Origin of the sequence: Streptomyces alfalfae, from assembly GCF_004127445.1 — a bacterium.
Classification (GTDB): Bacteria; Actinomycetota; Actinomycetes; order Streptomycetales; family Streptomycetaceae; genus Streptomyces; species Streptomyces alfalfae.
In genome coordinates this window covers 28995-46075 of sequence record NZ_QEXM01000023.1, presented here as the reverse complement: position 1 = coordinate 46075, position 17081 = coordinate 28995, and the positions used below count along the sequence as shown (strand labels likewise).

Below are 17081 nucleotides of genomic sequence, written 5' to 3'. Positions count from 1 at the left end.
TTCGCGTCAGACCGCGGCCTTCTTCAGGCGGCGGCGTTCGCGCTCCGAGAGACCGCCCCAGATACCGAAGCGCTCGTCGTTGGCGAGCGCGTATTCGAGGCACTCGGAGCGGACCTCGCAGGCGAGACAGACTTTCTTGGCCTCGCGCGTGGAGCCGCCCTTCTCGGGGAAGAAGGACTCGGGGTCGGTCTGGGCGCACAGCGCGCGCTCCTGCCAGCCGAGTTCCTCGTCCGCGTCCTCGACCAGCAGTTCCTGAACCAGCTCGGTCATGTGCGCCCCTCGTCTGTCTGTGCGTCCCCGTGGTGCTGCCGCTACCGATTCCGGCTGAACGACACGAGTGAAATTACAAGTGTGCCGATCCGGGCCAGTCAAGCCGAGATCTGCTATTGGGCCCCTTATTCACTCTGCGGAACCAAGGCTATGCGGAAAGTGTTCAAATCGGCATAAACCATGACAGCCGTCAGGGACCCGCCGACACCCGCCGCGCTCATCCGGGAAGACGTGGATGTTTGAGTGCCGGTTGCTGCGCCATGTGTCCGGAGAGTCGGGTGCACAAACCTTTCACCTGACAGATGAACCGGATGAGGTGAAACATGTCTCACATAACGGACAGGAAGTTGACACCAGAGGTGTGAGCCGCTGTTCTGGTGGGCATGCTCGCGAGCCTGGCTCTTTCGACGAACCGCACCAGCGGCTCCGTCGACGCTGCCCACGCGCGCTGTTGCTGTTCCTGCTCCAGCTGTTGATCCCTTCCAGCTGTCGAGCCCTCCGCGCACAGGCCCCATAGGGCCTTTCCGCGCGGAGCCCCCTACCGGCGGGGCGTGCGAGCCCTTCGCCCGCAGAGCCGCTTCACCCGCTTCCCGTGATCCCGCGCTCCACCCATCCCCCGCGACACCCCAGCACTCTCACGTTGAGGAACCACCGCACGATGAACAGCGACAGCGACCTCCAGATCGCCGGCGACCTCCTTGAGGTCCCCCACCTCCTGCAGCCCGCCCGCGAGCACCCCGAGACCGTGGCCGAGTTCGTCGGCCTGGCCCGTGCCATCGCCGCCGACCGCTCTGACTGGGAGCATCTCGTCCGGTACGACGCCGTCACCCGCTGGTACCACCGCCTGCGGACCGGCCCCGGCTACGAGGTGTGGCTGCTCTCCTGGGTGCCCGGACAGGGCAGCGGCCCGCACGACCACGGACGCTCCTCCGGAGTGCTCACCGTCCTCGACGGGGAACTGACCGAGCGCACGCGGCGGGGCGCGAAGAAGCTCGCGGCAGGCGCGCAGCGCGTCTTCGCGCCGGGCTATGTCCACGAGGTCGTCAACGCCTCCCTCGAACCGGCCGTCAGCCTGCACGTCTACTCCCCCGGCCTGACCGAGATGCCGATGCACGCCGCGCGGTGCGCCGCCACCGCCGGGACCACCACCGCGACGGCCGTGACCGCCTGACGGACTGTCGTACCCGCCTGACATGCTGGACACATGCGCATTGTGGTTCTGGCCGGCGGCATCGGCGGCGCCCGTTTCCTCCGCGGGCTCAAGAAGGCCGCGCCCGACGCGGACATCACGGTCATCGGCAACACCGGTGACGACATCCATCTGTTCGGGCTGAAGGTCTGCCCCGACCTGGACACCGTGATGTACACGCTGGGCGGCGGCATCAACGAAGAACAGGGCTGGGGACGTACGGACGAGACGTTCAAGGTCAAGGAAGAGCTCGCGGCCTACGGCGTCGGGCCCGAGTGGTTCGGGCTCGGCGACCGCGACTTCGCCACCCACATCGTCCGTACGCAGATGCTGGGCGCCGGATATCCGCTCAGCGCCGTCACCCAGGCGCTCTGCGAGCGGTGGCGGCCCGGCGTGCGGCTCATCCCGATGTCCGACGACCGGGTCGAGACGCACGTGGCCGTCACGGTCGACGGTGAGCAGAAGGCCGTGCACTTCCAGGAGTACTGGGTGCGGATGCGCGCCTCCGTGGACGCGCACGCCGTGGTGCCCGTCGGCGCCGAGCAGGCGAAGCCCGCGCCCGGCGTCCTGGAGGCCATCGCCGAGGCCGACGTCGTGCTCTTCCCGCCGTCCAACCCCGTGGTGAGCGTCGGGACGATCCTCGCCGTGCCCGGCATCCGCGAGGCCATCGCCGACGCGGGCGTGCCAGTCGTCGGGCTCTCCCCCATCGTCGGCGACGCCCCCGTGCGGGGCATGGCCGACAAGGTCCTCGCCGCCGTCGGCGTGGAGACCAGCGCCGCCGCCGTCGCCGAGCACTACGGCAGCGGGCTGCTCGACGGCTGGCTCGTCGACACCGTGGACGCGGGCGTCGTGGAGCGGGTGGAGAGCGCCGGGATCCGCTGCCGCGCCATCCCGCTGATGATGACCGACGCCGACGCCACCGCGGAGATGGCCCGGCAGGCCCTCGCCCTCGCGTCGGAGGTGCGGGCGTGACACCGCCGTCCTACCGCGTCTGGGCCGTGCCGGGACTGCCCGAGGTGCGGCACGGCGACGACCTCGCCAAGATGATCGTCGCCGCCGAGCCCGGCCTCGCCGACGGGGACGTGCTCCTCGTCACCTCCAAGATCGTCAGCAAGGCCGAGGGGCGCGTCGTCGAGGCGGACGACCGCGAGGCGGCCATCGACGCGGAGACCGTACGGGTCGTGGCACGCCGCGGCCCCCTGCGGATCGTGGAGAACCGGCAGGGGCTCGTGATGGCCGCCGCCGGGGTCGACGCCTCGAACACACCGTCGGGGACGGTACTCCTGCTGCCGGCGGACCCCGACGCCTCGGCCCGCGCCGTGCGGGACGGGGTGCGGGACGCGCTCGGCGTGGACGTCGGGGTCGTCGTCACCGACACCTTCGGGCGGCCCTGGCGCGCCGGGCTCACCGACGTCGCCATCGGGGCGGCCGGGGTGCGGGTCCTGGACGACCTGCGGGGCGGGACCGACGCGCACGGCAATCCGCTGAGCGCCACCGTCGTCGCCACGGCCGACGAGCTGGCCGCCGCCGGTGACCTCGTCAAGGGCAAGGCCGCGGGCCTGCCCGTCGCGGTCGTACGGGGCCTGCCGCATGTCGTCGACCCCGCGGAGGCGGGGGCGCGGGCGCTGGTGCGCGACGCGCGGGACGACATGTTCCGGCTCGGGACGTCCGAAGCGGTGCGGGAGGCGGTGGCGCTCCGGCGGACCGTGCGGGAGTTCACCGACGAGCCGGTCGATCCCGGGGCCGTGCGGCGTGCCGTCGCCGCGGCGGTCACGGCGCCCGCGCCGCATCACACGACGCCGTGGCGGTTCGTGCTCCTGGAGTCCGCCGCCGCCCGGGTCGAGCTGCTCGACGCGATGCGGGACGCGTGGGTCGCGGACCTGCGGGGGGACGGCAAGTCGGAGGAGGCCATCGCCCGGCGGGTGCGGCGGGGCGACCTGCTGTGGAAGGCGCCCTGTCTGGTGGTGCCCTGCATGGTGACGGACGGCGCCCATGCGTACGGGGACGCCCGGCGCGACGCAGCCGAGCGGGAGATGTTCGTGGTCTCGGCCGGGGCCGGCGTGCAGAACCTCCTGGTCGCGCTGGCCGGCGAGCGGCTCGGCTCCGCCTGGGTCTCCTCGACGATGTTCTGCCGGGACGTCGTGCGGGAGGTGCTCGGGCTGCCCGCCTCCTGGGAGCCGATGGGGGCGGTGGCCGTGGGACACCCGGCGGCCTCGCCCCCGGCACGGGCGCCGCGGGACCCGGAGGACTTCATCACCGTCCGGTAGGCGACCCGGTCACCCCGCTCCGTCAGAGCAGCGCGATGTCCGTCCGCGGCATCTTCGGCTTCCTGCGGGCGGGGGTGCGGCCCGTCAGGAGGATCAGGCGGGCCGCCCGGTGGCGGTGGCCCTCGTAGGGGGCGAGGAGGCGGAGCATCTCCTCGTCGTCCGCGTCGCGGTCGTCCGCCAGGGCGTGGCCGATGATGCCCGGCAGGTGGAGGTCGCCGACCGTCACCGCGTCGGCGGCCCCGTTGGTGCGCTGGACGGTCTCCGAGGAGGTCCAGGGGCCGATGCCCGGGATCAGCTCCAGACGGGCGCGGGCCTGCGGCGGCTCCATCAGCGCCGCCTCCTCCAGCCGCCGCGCCACCCGTGCCGCACGCAGGATCGTCGAGGCCCGCTTGTCGTCCACGCCCGCCCTGTGCCACTCCCAGGAGGGGATCAGCGCCCAGGTGCGGGGGTCCGGCATCACGTACAGGTCGGGGTGGGGCCCGGGGGCGCGCTCCCCGTGGCCGCGGACCAGGAGGCGCCAGGCCCGGTAGGCCTCCTCCACCGTGATCTTCTGCTCCAGGACCGACGGGATCAGGGATTCGAGGACCAGGCCCGAGCGCACGAGCCGCAGGCCGGGGCGGCGGCGGGCCGAGGCCGCGACCAGGCGGTGGCGGGGCGCGAAGGACGCGGGGTCGTCCGCCTCGCCGAGGAGGGTGGGCAGCTGGGCCAGGAGCCAGTCGGCGCCCTCGCCCCAGGCCTCGGCCTCCACCGTGCCGGAGCGCATCGCCACCCGCAGCGTCCCCGGACCCTCGGGCGTGCGGCTCGCGCGCCACACCGAGCCGTCGGGGGCCGTGCGGAACGTGGGGTCGCCGGGGCCCCGCCGCAGCGGGCCCAGGGTCAGGCCGAGGTCCAGCGGGAAGGGCGGCTGCCAGGTGCGGACGCGGGACGGCATGGCCTGGCGCGGGACGCCCCCGGGAACGGCCGTCCCGCCACCGCGCACCGGGGTGCGAGGGGGGCGCGGGGCGAAACGGGACGACATTCCTTCGAGGGTAAGGGGTGGCCGCCGTTCACGGGGCGGGCACGGGGGGCGCGGATACGTTCTTTCACTGGTCCGAGGAGAAGCGGACCGCCCCCTGCGGCAGCCTGGCGTCGCACCAGACGCGGACGCCCTCGCGGAGTTCGTTGTCGGCGCCGACGGCCGCCGCGTCGCCGATGACCGCTCCCGAGAGCACCGAACGGGCGCCGATCCGCGCGCCCGCGCCGATCAGGGAGTCCGTGATCACGGCTCCCGGTTCGACGACCGCGCCCGCCAGGACCGTGCTGCCCGCGATCCGCACGCCCTCGCCGATCAGGGCGTCCGCGCCGATCACCGTGCCGCCGGTGAGCTTGGCGTCGGCGGCGACCGAGGCGCCGGGCAGGACCAGGTGCTCGCCGTGGCGGCCGGGGACCGCGGGGGACGGGGCGCGGCCGAGGACGAGGTCGGCGGAGCCGCGCACGAACGCCTGGGGCGTGCCCAGGTCGAGCCAGTACGTCGAGTCGACCATGCCCTGGAGGTGGGCGCCGGAGGAGAGCAGGTCGGGGAAGGTCTCGCGTTCGACCGAGACGGGGCGGCCCGCGGGGATCATGTCGATGACCGAGCGCCGGAAGACGTACGCGCCGGCGTTGATCTGGTCGGTGACGATCTCCTCCGGGGTCTGCGGCTTCTCCAGGAACGCCGTGACCCTGCCGGTCGGATCGGTGGGGACCAGGCCGTACGCCCTGGGGTCCGCGACCCGGGTCAGGTGGAGGGAGACGTCCGCGCCGGACGTCTCGTGGGCGCCGACGAGGGCGCGGATGTCCAGGCCCGTGAGGATGTCGCCGTTGAAGATCAGGACCGGTTCGTCGGGCCCCGAGCGCAGCCGCGACGCGACGTTGCGGATGGCGCCGCCCGTGCCGAGCGGTTCGGTCTCCGTCACGTACTCGATGTGGAGGCCGAGTGCCGAGCCGTCGCCGAAGTGGGGCTCGAAGACCTCGGCGAGGTAGGAGGTGGCGAGGACGATGTGTTCCACGCCCGCCGCGCGGGCCCGCGCGAGCTGGTGGGTGAGGAACGGGACGCCCGCCGCCGGAACCATCGGCTTGGGGGTGTGGACCGTGAGGGGTCGCAGCCGGGTTCCCTTGCCGCCGACCAGGAGGATCGCTTCTGTCACCTGTCGTCTCTGCTTCCTGCTGGGGCCGGCCGAACTTTGAGTTTCGGCCGGCCAGTGTATGCAGACGTCTGTGCAGATCGTGCAGATAGTGCGATGTGTGCCGTGCGGCCGGTCTCAGCGGCCCTGGAGGCGGGCCGAGGCCGACCGGGTCGTGCCGAGCTTCTTGTACAGACGGGACCCCGGACATGCCGTGGCGAACCCGTCCCGGTGCCCCGAGATCACGCGGAGCCGGACGTTCGCGCCCTTCTTGTACAGGTTGCCACCGCCCGACTTGAGGGTGGTAGTGCCACTCGGGTCGCGGCCGTGCAGCCCGAGCTTCCAGGCCGCGAGACGGGAGATGGCGCTCACCGCCGCCTTCGGGGGGTTGGCGGTGCTGTACGAGCCGATGACGGCGATCCCTGTGGTGTCGGTGTTGAAACCGAGAGTGTGGGCCCCGAGGACCGCCTTGGCCACACCTCCGGCACGGCCTTCGTAGATGTTTCCGCACTTGTCGATGGCGAAGTTGTAGCCGAGGTCGCGCCAGCCGCTGCTCTTGACGTGGTAGCGGTAGATGCTGCGGAGCACCGACGGCGCCTGCCGGCAGGAGTAGTTGTTGCCGGTCGCCGTGTGGTGGAGGAACGCGGCCTTCACGGTCTTGGTGTACGCGAAGTTCTTCTCGCGCAGCTTCTCGTCCGCGCCCCAGCCCTTGCGCGTGACGATGCGCGGACGCGGGCCGATGTAGGGCTTGGCCTTGCCCGCTTCCGGCTCGTCGGCCTGGGCCGTCAGGGCGGCCTCGGTCTGCTGCTTCGTCAGTTCGGGGATGACGGTGGCGCCGAGGGGGACGAGCTGTGAGTTCACGCTCGACGCGGCGGCGGCCTCGACGCTCAGACCGACGGCCTGCGACGCCTCGGACAGGGCGTTGAGCGGCAGGGTGCCCTGGATCGCGGTGCCGAGGGTCGTGGCGCCCTGGGGCTTGGCGCCCTGGGCGGAGCCTTCCGGTGGCGTCTCGTCCCCTGGGTCGACCAGTTCGAGACGCAGGCCCTCGGGCAGGTAGGCGGCCGTGGCACGGTCCGCGTCGGCCGGCTCCGGGCGGACGCGGATCTCCACGCCGTCGGAGTGACCGACCCACAGCGGCGCCGTCGAACCGCGGACCCGGCCCGCGGCACGCTCGGCGGCGTCCGGGTCGGCCGCGTGCTCGTGGTTGTGCGTCTCGACGTCCTGCCAGCCCGACCAGGCGGAGCCGCCGACCGGCCGGGTCCGGACCTGGACGGTCCCGTGCAGTTCGTCGTCCGGGTCGTCCCAGACGACGCCGACCAGGGAGTACGGGTGGACGTCGCGCCGGCTCAGGCCTTGTTCGCCGGCCTCCGCCGGGCCTGCCGAGCGCCGGTGGGTCAGCGGTCCGAGCGGAAGCGACTGGGTGGTGCCGGGTACCGCCTCCGCGGCGGGCCCGGCGGGCGGCTGCTGGGCGCCGGACGTCGCGGCCCGGGCGCCGGACGTGGGCAGGGTGAGGGGCAGGGCGAGGGCGGCCGCGCAGGTGACGCCGATTGAGGAAGCAAGGAATCCACGCATACAAGTGATGTTTGGCATAGCTGAACATATCTGTCCATTGGGGATTTGACGGGGCATCGGCCACACGTGGCCGCCGCGTGTTGCCCGCTCCCCCGCGACACCGCTCGACGCCGAGGGGCCCGCGTACCCTTGCGCCCGTGAACGCCAACGACCGCACCCCCGCCGACCTGCTGCGATCCGCGCTCGCCGCGGACCCGGGCCGCCCCCTGGTCACCTTCTACGACGACGCCACGGGCGAGCGCGTGGAATTGTCCGTGGCCACCTTCGCCAATTGGGTGGCCAAGACCGCCAATCTGCTCCAGGGCGACCTCGCCGCCGAACCCGGCGACCGGGTCGCGCTGCTGCTGCCCGCGCACTGGCAGACGGCCGTCTGGTTGCTCGCCTGTTCATCGGTGGGCGTGGTCGCGGACGTGGGCGGCGACCCGGCCGCGGCGGACCTCGTCGTCAGCGGCCCCGACACGCTGGACGTCGCGCGCGCCTGCTCGGGGGAGCGCGTCGCGCTCGCGCTGCGGCCACTCGGCGGGCGCTTCCCGCAGCCGCCCGAGGGCTTCGCCGACTACGCGGTCGAGGTGCCGGGGCAGGGCGACCAGTTCGTGCCCTTCGCCCCCGTCGACCCGGCCGGGCCCGCCCTCGCGGTCGCCGGGGAGGAGCTGACCGGCGCCGAGGTGGTGGAGCGGGCCCGCGCCGACGCCTCGGGGCAGGGGCTCGGCCCCGGGGCGCGCGTCCTGTCCGGCCTGCCGTACACCGACTGGCGCGGCCTGAGCGCCGGGCTCTACGCGGCGCTCGTGGCGGGCGGCTCCGTGGTGCTCTGCCGCCACCTCGACCGGCTCGCCCCGGAGAACCTCGCGAAGCGGGTCGAGGACGAGCGCGTGACGTCGACCGCGAGCTGACCCGCGGCGCCGGCGGGGCGGGCCCCCGCCGGCCCGGGCCCCGCGCACACCCCGCTCCGTCCCCCGTCCGGCCCACGCGGGCCCCGGGCCCAGAGGCCCCCCGTGCCGCGTCGGGTCATGGTCGTAGGTACGCACCACGCACCGACGCAGCCATGAGGGGTGGACGCACACGTGACCGACACCGCAGGCTCGCCCGCCGGGCCGGAGGGGGCGCCGGGCCACCGGGGCGCCCCACCGGAGCGGCGGGCGACCCAGGGTCCCGGCGCGGGCGCGACCCCCACCGGGGTGGGCCTGGGGCGGCGCAGACGCCGCTGGCTGCACTCCGCGGCGCTCGGCGTGTCCGTCCTGGTGCTCGCCACCGCCGGACTGGGCTGGGCCGCGTACAGGAAGCTCGACGGCAACATCACCAGGGACACCGACGCCGCCGCCGAGCTCGAACGGTACGAGAAGGAGCGCCCGACGCCCCTGGTGCACGACGCGCAGAACATCCTGGTGATCGGCTCCGACACGCGCGCGGGCGAGGGCAACCGGAAGTACGGCAAGGACCCCGGCACCCAGCGCTCGGACACCACGATCCTGCTGCACCTGGCCGCCGACCGGCGGAGCGCGACCGCCGTGTCGATCCCGCGGGACCTGATGGTGGACATCCCCGGCTGCCGCACGCCGGACGGCTCGCGGACGCGGCCCCGGTTCGCCCAGTTCAACTGGGCGTACGAGTTCGGCGGGACGGCCTGCACGATCCGTACCCTCGAGAAGCTGACGCGCATCCGCATCGACCACCACATGGTCGTGGACTTCGCGGGGTTCAAGGACATGGTCGACGCCGTGGACGGCGTCGAGGTCTGCCTCACGGCGCCGATCACCGACCCCGACGCCCAGGTGAACCTCGCCCCCGGCCTGCGGACCCTCGACGGGGAGCAGGCGCTCGGTTTCGTACGGGCCCGCAAGAGCGTCGGCGGCGGCAGCGACACCGACCGGATGGACCGTCAGCAGGAGTTCCTCGGGGCGCTCGTCAAGAAGGTCCGGAGCAACGACGTCCTGCTGAATCCGGGGAAGCTCTATCCCGTGCTCGACGCGGCCACTTCTTCCCTGACGACCGACCCGGCGCTGGCCAGCCTGCGGGGTCTGTACGAACTCGTCCGCGGCATGCGCGATATCCCCACGGAACGGGTGCAGTTCCTGACCGTTCCCAGGAAGTCGTACACCTACGACATGAACCGCGACGAGCTCGTCGAGCCCGCCGCGGAGAAACTCTTCACCCGGCTCCGCACCGACGGCCCCGTGGCGGTGGTCCCGAAGGAGACCGAGCGGCCGGCCTCGAATGTCGGCGACGACAGGCCCGACGACCCCACACCGGCGCCGTCGCCCGCACCGACATTCCAGGGCAACACGGCCGCCGAGCCGGCCTGTGAGTAAAACGATCTTCAAGGTGAGGCCGCTCCGCACAAAGAAATAGGGCGGATTGCCCAGTTGTAGGGGAGTGGAATTTGTCACCGGCGTCGTCCGGCGCTGAACTGGGCGGATAGTGTGAGCGATCCGGTGCGCCGGGCCTGTCGGCCGCGCACCGCTGAGACGAATGACCGAGCGCCTTCTTGAGGGGAAAAGGCGCCGCGTGGCCCCGACGGAGGACGCAGACAACCGTGGACGCGCAAGGCCGTGGGCCCAGCAGGGGAGAGCGCAGCGACTTCTCCGAAAGGGCGGCGACGGGAGACGGGCGGGCGGAGAACATCGACCCCGCGGACCAGTGGGTGCTCAACCCGGAAACCGGTGATTACGAATTGCGACTGAGCCCTTCCGCTGGGCAGTCGACCGTTCCCGGACCCCGTAGATCGACGTCCCGTCAGGGACGCCGCGGCCGTCCCGCGCCGAACGGCGACCGCCCGCGCGAGCGGGAGCGCGAGGAGCGCCGCGAGGTGCCGGGGCAGCGCAGGCGCCGGGTCAAGGAGCCGGAGACCGCGGGCGGCAGACGCAAGCAGAAGCCGAAGAAGTCCAAGGGCAGGAAAGTCCTGGTGTGGACCGGCGGCTCACTGGCGTTCCTGCTGGTCACAGGGTGTGTGGGCGGGTATCTCTACTACCAGCACCTCAACGACAACATCAATTCGCTCGCCGACGACGGCGCGGGCACCGGTGGCTTCAGCAAGGACCGGGCCATCAACATCCTGCTGGTGGGCACCGACAAGCGCAGCGGTGACGGCAACGAGGGCTACGGCGACGCGGGCAGCCTCGGGCACGCCGACACCACGATCCTGCTGCATGTCTCCAAGGACCGCTCCAACGCGACGGCGTTGAGTATCCCCCGCGACATGATCACCGACATCCCGGACTGCCCGACGACGCAGGAGGACGGCAGCACGAAGACCATCCCCGGCACGAAGAACGTCCGGTTCAACGAGAGCCTCGGCCAGCAGAACCGCACGCCGAGCTGCACCATGCGCACGGTCACCAAGATCACGGGGATCAAGCTCGACCACTTCATGGTGGCCGACTTCAACGCGGTCAAGACGCTCTCGTCCGCGGTCGACGGCGTGGACGTCTGCCTCGCCAAGGACATCGACGACCCCGACTCGCACCTCAAGCTGTCGGCGGGCAAGCACACCATCGAGGGCGAGGAGGCGCTGGCGTTCGTCCGCACCCGTCACTCGGTGGGCACCGGCGGCGACCTGAGCCGGATCGAGCTCCAGCAGCAGTTCCTCAGCTCGCTGATGCGCAAGCTGAAGTCGAACGACACGCTCACCAACCCGAAGAAGATGTTCAGCCTCGCCGAGGCCGGCACCAAGGCGCTCACCGTCGACTCCACGATCGCGGACATCATGAAGCTCCGCGACCTCGGCATGGAGCTCGGCAAGCTCGACGTGAAGAACCTGAGCTTCGCCACGACGCCGGTGGTCGACAACCCGGCCGAGAAGGTGCACACGACGGTCGTGCTCAACGAGGCCAAGGCCAAGCCGCTCTTCGCGATGATGCGCGCCGACCAGTCGCTGACCGAGGTGAAGAAGAAGGAGAAGGCCAAGGTGGCCGCCCGCCTCAAGGGCCCCAAGGCCGATCCTTCCGACGTCCGCGTGGACATCTACAACGGCAGCGGCAAGACCGGCGCCGCTCAGAAAACTCTCACGTGGCTGCAGAACAATGAGGGCGTGCTGAAGTCCAGTCAGTTGGGGAACGCCTCCGCCGTGATCAAGAAGACGACCCTCGAGTACGGCTCCGCCGAGGCGGACCAGGCCCGTCGGCTCGCCGACATCATGGGTCTGCCCGCCTCCGCCCTGAAGCCGGGCAAGAGCGAGAAGAACGCACAGGGGCTTCCCGCCATGAAGCTGACGCTGGGCAGCGACTTCAAGGAGGCGGGGGAGCCCATCTCCGCGCCGTCGAAGGCGCCGGAGGGGATCCAGAAGGTCGAAGCCGACAAGACTGTGTGTGCCAAGTGACCTGAAGCCGTCGTTCTGCGTCTAACAATGAGCCAAGGCGTCGCGGAGCGGACGCAGTTCGGGAACGGGGCGGGGAGGGGCTGGGGATGAGGCAGAGCAGCGTGCGTAAGGAGGGGGCGGAGAAACGCGCCCCGCACGCCAGTGATCACGGCTGGGACGGGGAACCGCACGAGGGCGAGGCGCGTCCCGGCGGTTCCCCGGAAGGCCGCCGCGGCGGCGCGCGGACGGGCGGCGGCACGAAGAGGGGCGGCGGCGCGCGGAAGAGCGCCGGTGCGAAGCAGAGCGCCGGTGCGAAGAAGAGCGGTGGCGCGCCGCCGGCCGGTGACGGCGACGGGCGTCGCGGCGGCGGGGGCGGCGGCGAGCGGCCGACGCGGCGCAAGCGCGGTGTGCTGCGCTGGTCGGCGACGGTCCTCTCGGTGCTGATACTGGGCACGGCGGGCGCCGGATACCTCTACTACCAGCACCTCAACGGCAACCTGGAGACCGACGCGCTGAACCTCGGCGAGCACCGGGCCCCCGAGCCCACGCCCAACGCCGCGGGCCAGACGCCGCTGAACATCCTGCTCATCGGTTCCGACGCCCGGGACTCCAAGGAGAACCAGAAGCTCGGCGGCGCGAAGGACACGTTCGGCTCCCCGCCGCTCGCCGACGTCCAGATGCTGCTGCACCTCTCGGCCGACCGCACCAACATGTCGGTGGTCAGCATGCCGCGCGACACCCTGCTCCAGATCCCCAAGTGCACGGACCCCGACGACGGCAAGGTCTACGAGCAGACCGGCCCGCGCACCATGACGAACGAGTCGCTCGGCCGCGGCGGCCCCGGCTGCACCGTCGCCACCTGGGAGAAGCTCACCAACATCCACATCAACCACTTCATGATGGTCGACTTCGCGGGTGTGGTCTCCATGGCCGACGCCATCGGCGGCGTGCCGGTCTGCGTGGACAAGAACATCCACTCGCGCGACAACCAGGGCCACGGCTCGGGACTGAAGCTGAAGAAGGGCACCACGGAGATCCAGGGCGAGCAGGCGCTCCAGTGGCTGCGCACCCGCTACGGCTTCGAGGACGGCAGCGACATCGGCCGCGCCAAGGCGCAGCACATGTACATGAACGCCCTGGTCCGCAAGCTCCGCGAGAACACCAGCCTGACCAGCCCGAACCAGCTCCGCAGGCTCGCCGAGGAGGCCACGAGCGCGCTGAAGGTCGACGACGGGCTCGGCAGCATCAAGAAGCTCTACGACCTCGGCAACGAGCTGAAGAAGGTCGCGCCGGAGCGCACGACGATGACGACCATGCCGTACGAGTACGTCGGCGCGCGCGTCATCCCCAAGCCGGGCGACGCCGAGCAGCTCTTCCGGCTGGTCCGCGACGACGTCCCGCTGGACGGCAAGGGCGGGAAGAAGACCAAGGAGAAGCCGTCGGACGACCCGGCGGCGGCGGACGACCGGATCGCGATCCAGGTCCAGAACGGCACGGGGACCGCGGCCGAGCCCGCGGTCAGCGGCCGGGCGACCACGGTGGCGCAACTGCTCGCCGCCAAGGGTTTCGCGAAGGCGACGCCGGACACCGCCTCGGCCCTGACCCAGGCGAGGACCGTCGTGCGCTACCCCAGCGTCGACCTGGAGGGCGACGCCCAGCGGGTCGCCAAGTCCCTCGGCCTGCCGCTCAGTTCGGCGAAGAAGTCCACGGACGTCTCCGGTGTCACGCTGGTCGTCGGCGCCGACTGGCGCGAGGGGAAGGCGCCGGCCAAGGCGAAGAAGAAGGACGACTCCACGCCGGAGTCGGCGGACGCGCTCAGCGGCTCCGACAAGAAGGCGTGCATGAAGGTGGACCCGAACTTCACCTGGTGAGGGCCCGAGTCGCCGTCGGCCGCGGCCCGGCTCCTCCCTCGTGGGCGGAGCCGGGCCGCGGCCGACGGCGCGGGTGCTCAGGCCTGCTGCGTCTCCTGCGGGCCGCCGAGGACCGCCGGGCGGCGCGAGGCGATGACCTTCCTGGCCAGCGCGCGCGGGCTGGTGAGGAAGCCCCAGCCCCACGACATGTGCATCGTCGCGAGCGCCACCGGGATCTGCAGGCGCGCCTTCAGCGGCAGCCCCTTGCCCGCGGGGACCGAGCCCGCCACGATCGCCGCGAGGTAGCCGCCGGGGATCACGAAGCCCCACGGCGTGAGGGCCGCGCCCACGACGACGCCCGCCGCGATGGCGCAGACGGCGGTCGGCGGCGCGAGGTAGCGCAGGTTGATGGAGCCCTCGTGGTAGCGCGCGACGACGTGGCGCCAGCGGCCGTAGTCCTTGTACTGCTTGGCGAGGGCCTTCACGCTCGGCCGCGGGCGGTAGGAGACCTTCAGCTCGGGCGAGAACCAGATGAGGCCGCCGGCCTCGCGGATGCGGAAGTTCAGCTCCCAGTCCTGGGCGCGGATGAACTCCTCGTTGTATCCGCCCTGCTGCTCCAGGGCCTCGCGGCGGAAGACGCCGAGGTAGACCGTCTCGGCCCGCTGGGCCTCGCCGCCGGTGTGGAAGGCGGCGTTGCCCACGCCGATCTTCGACGTCATGGCGGCGGCGACCGCGTGCTCCCAGTCGTTCTGGCCCTCGGCGTGCATGATGCCGCCGACGTTCATCGCGCCGGTCTCATCGAGGAGACGCACGGCGGTCGTGATGTAGCCCGGCGAGAGCGCGGCGTGGCCGTCCACACGCACCACGACCGGGTGCCGGGAGGCCTTGATGGCGGCGTTCAGCGCCGCGGGGGTGCGCCCCGTCGGGTTCGGCACCGTGTGCACCCGGGGGTCTTCCCTGACCAGCTCGGCGGCGATCTCGTCCGTGCGGTCGGTGGAGGGGCCGAGCGCGACGACGACCTCCATCTCGCCCGCGTACTCCTGACGCAGGATCGCGCGGACTGCCTCGCGCAGGTGCCGTTCCTCGTTGAGGACGGGCATGATCACGGATACGGCTGGAGGCTGCGCCTCGGACTTCGCGTTCATCACGCGTCACGTTACCGCGAATGGGGGACACGGGCGCGCGCCGTCCGGGTCGCTACCGCGGGCCGCATTTCGTATGGCATTACGTTTCTCGGGTCCCCCGGCCGTCGACCACTCCCGGCCCAGGTCCGTTCTCCGCGGAGGTGTCACCCACGTGCCCGCACCGCCCCGCCGCCCCGCCTTCCCGCCGCGCCGCCCCCGGCCGCGGCAGCAGGCGCAGCCGCAGGCGCGCCAGCCTGCCCCCCGGCAGCACGCGGGGCGGCGGAAGCGGCCGCGGTGGGGGCTGCGGGCGGCGGTGACGAGTTCCGTCCTCGTGCTCGCCGCGGCGGGGATCGGGCACTCCGTGGTCACCACGCTGGACACCGGGATCAAGCGGATCGACGCCTTCAAGGACATGAAGAACCGGCCGCCGGCGGGCAACGGCATGAACGTCCTGCTGGTCGGCACCGACGGCCGCGACAAGATCACGGCAGAGGAGAAGGCGAAGTACCGCCTCGGGGGCGCGCCCTGCCACTGCACGGACACGGTCATGATCGTGCACATCTCGGAGAACAGGGACCGCGCGAGCGTCGTCAGCCTGCCCAGGGACTCGTACGCCGAACTGCCCGCGCACACCGACCGGAACACCGGCAAGCAGCACGAGCCGCATCCCAACAAGCTGAACGCGGCGTTCGCCGAGGGCGGGCCGAACCTGACGGTGCGGACCGTCGAGAGCATGACGAAAGTGAAGATCGACCACTATCTGGAGGTCGACTTCCTCAGCTTCATGAAGACCGTGGACGTCCTCGGCGGGGTGGACATCTGCACGGCCAAGCCCCTGAAGGACTCCCACACGGGCCTCGACCTGCCGGTCGGCACGCACGCGCTGAACGGCGGCCAGGCCCTTCAGTACGTGCGGTCGCGGTACGTCGACGGGGCCTCCGACCTCGGCCGCATGCAGCGCCAGCAGAGGTTCCTCGCAGCGCTCATCGCGAAGGCGACCAGCAGCGGCGTACTGCTGAATCCGGTCAAGTTCCGCGACGTCACGCGGACCCTGCTGGGCTCGGTCCGCGCGGACAAGGGCTTCGGCACGAGCGAGATGCTGGACCTCGGGCGGGCGATGCGGGGCTTCTCGCCGTCGTCGTCGGAGTTCACGACCGTGCCGCTCTCCCCCGAGGAGGTGACGCTGCCGGGCATCGGCTCGACGCTGAAGTGGGACCCGGCGAAGGCCGAGAAGCTGTTCGACGCGCTGCGTGAGGACAGGCCGCTGGCCGCGCGCGACAAGAAGGCCAAGGCCACGCTGGTCAGCGTCTCGCCGCAGCAGATCCGGGTGCAGGTGGAGAACGGGACGGCGAAGCCCGGACTCGGCAAGCGCGTCGACGAGGCGCTGCGGGACACCGGGTTCCTGACCACGGGGACGCCGGCCGACGCGCCGAACGCCGCCACGGCTCCGGCCCCGCGGACCGTCGTCGCCTTCGACCCGCGCTGGGACCGCTCGGCCAAGACCCTCGCGACGGCCCTGCCGGGCTGCGAGATGCGGACGGTCGCGGGCCAGGGCCCGGTCCTGAAGGTGATCGCGGGCGCGGACTTCAAGGCGGTGCGTGCGGTGCGGGCGGAGGACACGCTGCAGGGCGAGTTCGGCGCGGTCACCGGGGATCAGGTCACCTGCCCCTGACCGGGGCCCGCCTCAGTCGTCGAAGCCCTCGGCGGCGCGGGCCTCCCGCAGCTCCTTGATGGCCCGGCGGCGCGCGAGGCGGTGCGTCCGGCGGATCTGGGCCTCCTGGTAGCGGCGGCGGTCGCGGTCGGTCTCGGGGATGACCGGAGGCACCGTGCGCGGCTTGCCGTCCGCGTCGACGGCGGCGAAGACGAGGTAGGCGGAGCCGACCTGCTGGGCGGGCGTCGACTCGTTCCAGCGCTCGGCGAGCACCCGGACGCCGACCTCCATGGAGCTGCGTCCGGTCCAGTTGACCTGCGCCTTCACATGCACCAGGTCACCGACGCGGACCGGTTCGAGGAAGGCCATCTCGTCCATGGACGCGGTGACCGCGGGGCCGCCGGAGTGCCGTCCCGCGACGGCTCCCGCCGCGTCGTCCACCAGCTTCATGATCACACCGCCGTGCACCGTGCCGAGGAGGTTGGTGTCGTTGTGGGTCATGATGTGGCTGAGCGTGGTGCGGGACGCCGAGGTCGGCTTGCCGGGAACCGTCTCGGGGTCCCGGGCGTTTTCGCCCGGAACGGACGCTCCCGAACCGGTGGCCTGATCTGTCATGCCCTCCACCCTATGCCGGACCCGCCGCGGCCCACGCGGGGGCCGCTTTGCATCAGCTCTGCAACAGCCCTGGCCCGAAATCCCGACCGCCCTGTGAGCCGCGCGGTCGCG

Annotated in this window: 14 protein-coding genes; 8 read left to right on the top strand and 6 right to left on the bottom strand. The window is 72.1% G+C overall.

The features are described from left to right. Window positions 1–6: 6 nt before the first annotated feature. Window positions 7–270, bottom strand: a complete 264-nt coding sequence (locus DCW30_RS09390) for a WhiB family transcriptional regulator (RefSeq protein WP_016642094.1) — start codon at window positions 268–270, stop codon at window positions 7–9. Window positions 271–928: 658 nt separating this feature from the next. Between DCW30_RS09390 and DCW30_RS09385 the strand changes: the two genes are divergently transcribed. From DCW30_RS09385 to DCW30_RS09375, 3 genes are read left to right on the top strand one after another with little or no spacing between them, the layout of a single operon-like run. Further along, complete coding sequence (locus tag DCW30_RS09385) at window positions 929–1441, top strand: cysteine dioxygenase (protein WP_076685827.1); 513 nt, start codon at window positions 929–931, stop codon at window positions 1439–1441. Window positions 1442–1474: 33 nt separating this feature from the next. After that, window positions 1475–2431 carry a 2-phospho-L-lactate transferase gene (gene cofD / locus DCW30_RS09380; protein ID WP_062778646.1) on the top strand — a complete coding sequence of 319 codons (957 nt, stop codon included), beginning with the start codon at window positions 1475–1477 and terminating at the stop codon, window positions 2429–2431. Then, on the top strand, window positions 2428–3726 hold the full coding sequence (locus DCW30_RS09375; RefSeq protein ID WP_076685826.1) for a coenzyme F420-0:L-glutamate ligase: 1299 nt from the start codon (window positions 2428–2430) through the stop codon (window positions 3724–3726). The genes cofD and DCW30_RS09375 overlap by 4 nt, the downstream gene beginning before the upstream one ends. Window positions 3727–3748: 22 nt before the next feature. Here the strand turns inward: DCW30_RS09375 and DCW30_RS09370 are convergent, their stop codons facing one another. The 3 genes from DCW30_RS09370 to DCW30_RS09360 form a co-directional block, all read right to left on the bottom strand. Continuing rightward, a complete protein-coding gene (locus DCW30_RS09370; protein WP_076685825.1) occupies window positions 3749–4744 on the bottom strand; it encodes a DNA-3-methyladenine glycosylase family protein in 996 nt (331 codons plus the stop codon). A 64-nt stretch (window positions 4745–4808) separates the two neighbouring features. Beyond that, window positions 4809–5891 carry a mannose-1-phosphate guanylyltransferase gene (gene manB / locus DCW30_RS09365; protein ID WP_076685824.1) on the bottom strand — a complete coding sequence of 361 codons (1083 nt, stop codon included), beginning with the start codon at window positions 5889–5891 and terminating at the stop codon, window positions 4809–4811. A 114-nt stretch (window positions 5892–6005) separates the two neighbouring features. Beyond that, window positions 6006–7439: a peptidoglycan recognition protein family protein gene (locus DCW30_RS09360; protein ID WP_076685823.1), complete on the bottom strand. Its 1434-nt coding sequence runs from the start codon at window positions 7437–7439 to the stop codon at window positions 6006–6008. Window positions 7440–7576: 137 nt separating this feature from the next. On the opposite strand from DCW30_RS09360, the gene DCW30_RS09355 reads away from it, so the two are divergent. From DCW30_RS09355 to DCW30_RS09340, 4 genes are all read left to right on the top strand, one after another. Then, a complete protein-coding gene (locus DCW30_RS09355; protein WP_076685822.1) occupies window positions 7577–8329 on the top strand; it encodes a TIGR03089 family protein in 753 nt (250 codons plus the stop codon). A gap of 171 nt (window positions 8330–8500) precedes the next feature. Further along, complete coding sequence (locus DCW30_RS09350; RefSeq protein ID WP_062778685.1) at window positions 8501–9745, top strand: LCP family protein; 1245 nt, start codon at window positions 8501–8503, stop codon at window positions 9743–9745. A 332-nt stretch (window positions 9746–10077) separates the two neighbouring features. After that, on the top strand, window positions 10078–11751 hold the full coding sequence (locus DCW30_RS09345; protein WP_079107518.1) for an LCP family protein: 1674 nt from the start codon (window positions 10078–10080) through the stop codon (window positions 11749–11751). 86 nt (window positions 11752–11837) lie between these two features. Beyond that, a complete protein-coding gene (locus DCW30_RS09340; RefSeq protein ID WP_076685821.1) occupies window positions 11838–13601 on the top strand; it encodes an LCP family protein in 1764 nt (587 codons plus the stop codon). Window positions 13602–13678: 77 nt separating this feature from the next. On the opposite strand, the gene DCW30_RS09335 is transcribed toward DCW30_RS09340, so the two are convergent. Further along, window positions 13679–14725, bottom strand: coding sequence for a glycosyltransferase family 2 protein (locus tag DCW30_RS09335; protein ID WP_076685820.1), 1047 nt, complete (start codon window positions 14723–14725; stop codon window positions 13679–13681). 151 nt (window positions 14726–14876) lie between these two features. On the opposite strand from DCW30_RS09335, the gene DCW30_RS09330 reads away from it, so the two are divergent. Continuing rightward, the gene (locus DCW30_RS09330) at window positions 14877–16376 is read left to right on the top strand and encodes an LCP family protein (protein WP_076685819.1); all 1500 of its coding nucleotides are present in this window, start codon (window positions 14877–14879) and stop codon (window positions 16374–16376) included. A gap of 12 nt (window positions 16377–16388) precedes the next feature. On the opposite strand, the gene DCW30_RS09325 is transcribed toward DCW30_RS09330, so the two are convergent. Beyond that, window positions 16389–16970: an acyl-CoA thioesterase gene (locus tag DCW30_RS09325; RefSeq protein ID WP_076685818.1), complete on the bottom strand. Its 582-nt coding sequence runs from the start codon at window positions 16968–16970 to the stop codon at window positions 16389–16391. Window positions 16971–17081 lie beyond the last annotated feature (111 nt).

Excerpts from the sequence above, each read along its gene's own strand:
- DCW30_RS09390 (WP_016642094.1), bottom strand. The coding sequence starts at position 270 with ATGACCGAGCTGGTTCAGGAACTGCTGGTCGAGGACGCGGACGAGGAA.
- DCW30_RS09385 (WP_076685827.1), top strand. The coding sequence starts at position 929 with ATGAACAGCGACAGCGACCTCCAGATCGCCGGCGACCTCCTTGAGGTC.
- cofD (WP_062778646.1), top strand. The coding sequence starts at position 1,475 with ATGCGCATTGTGGTTCTGGCCGGCGGCATCGGCGGCGCCCGTTTCCTC.
- DCW30_RS09370 (WP_076685825.1), bottom strand. The coding sequence starts at position 4,744 with ATGTCGTCCCGTTTCGCCCCGCGCCCCCCTCGCACCCCGGTGCGCGGT.
- DCW30_RS09360 (WP_076685823.1), bottom strand. The coding sequence starts at position 7,439 with ATGCGTGGATTCCTTGCTTCCTCAATCGGCGTCACCTGCGCGGCCGCC.
- DCW30_RS09340 (WP_076685821.1), top strand. The coding sequence starts at position 11,838 with ATGAGGCAGAGCAGCGTGCGTAAGGAGGGGGCGGAGAAACGCGCCCCG.
- DCW30_RS09335 (WP_076685820.1), bottom strand. The coding sequence starts at position 14,725 with ATGAACGCGAAGTCCGAGGCGCAGCCTCCAGCCGTATCCGTGATCATG.
- DCW30_RS09325 (WP_076685818.1), bottom strand. The coding sequence starts at position 16,970 with ATGACAGATCAGGCCACCGGTTCGGGAGCGTCCGTTCCGGGCGAAAAC.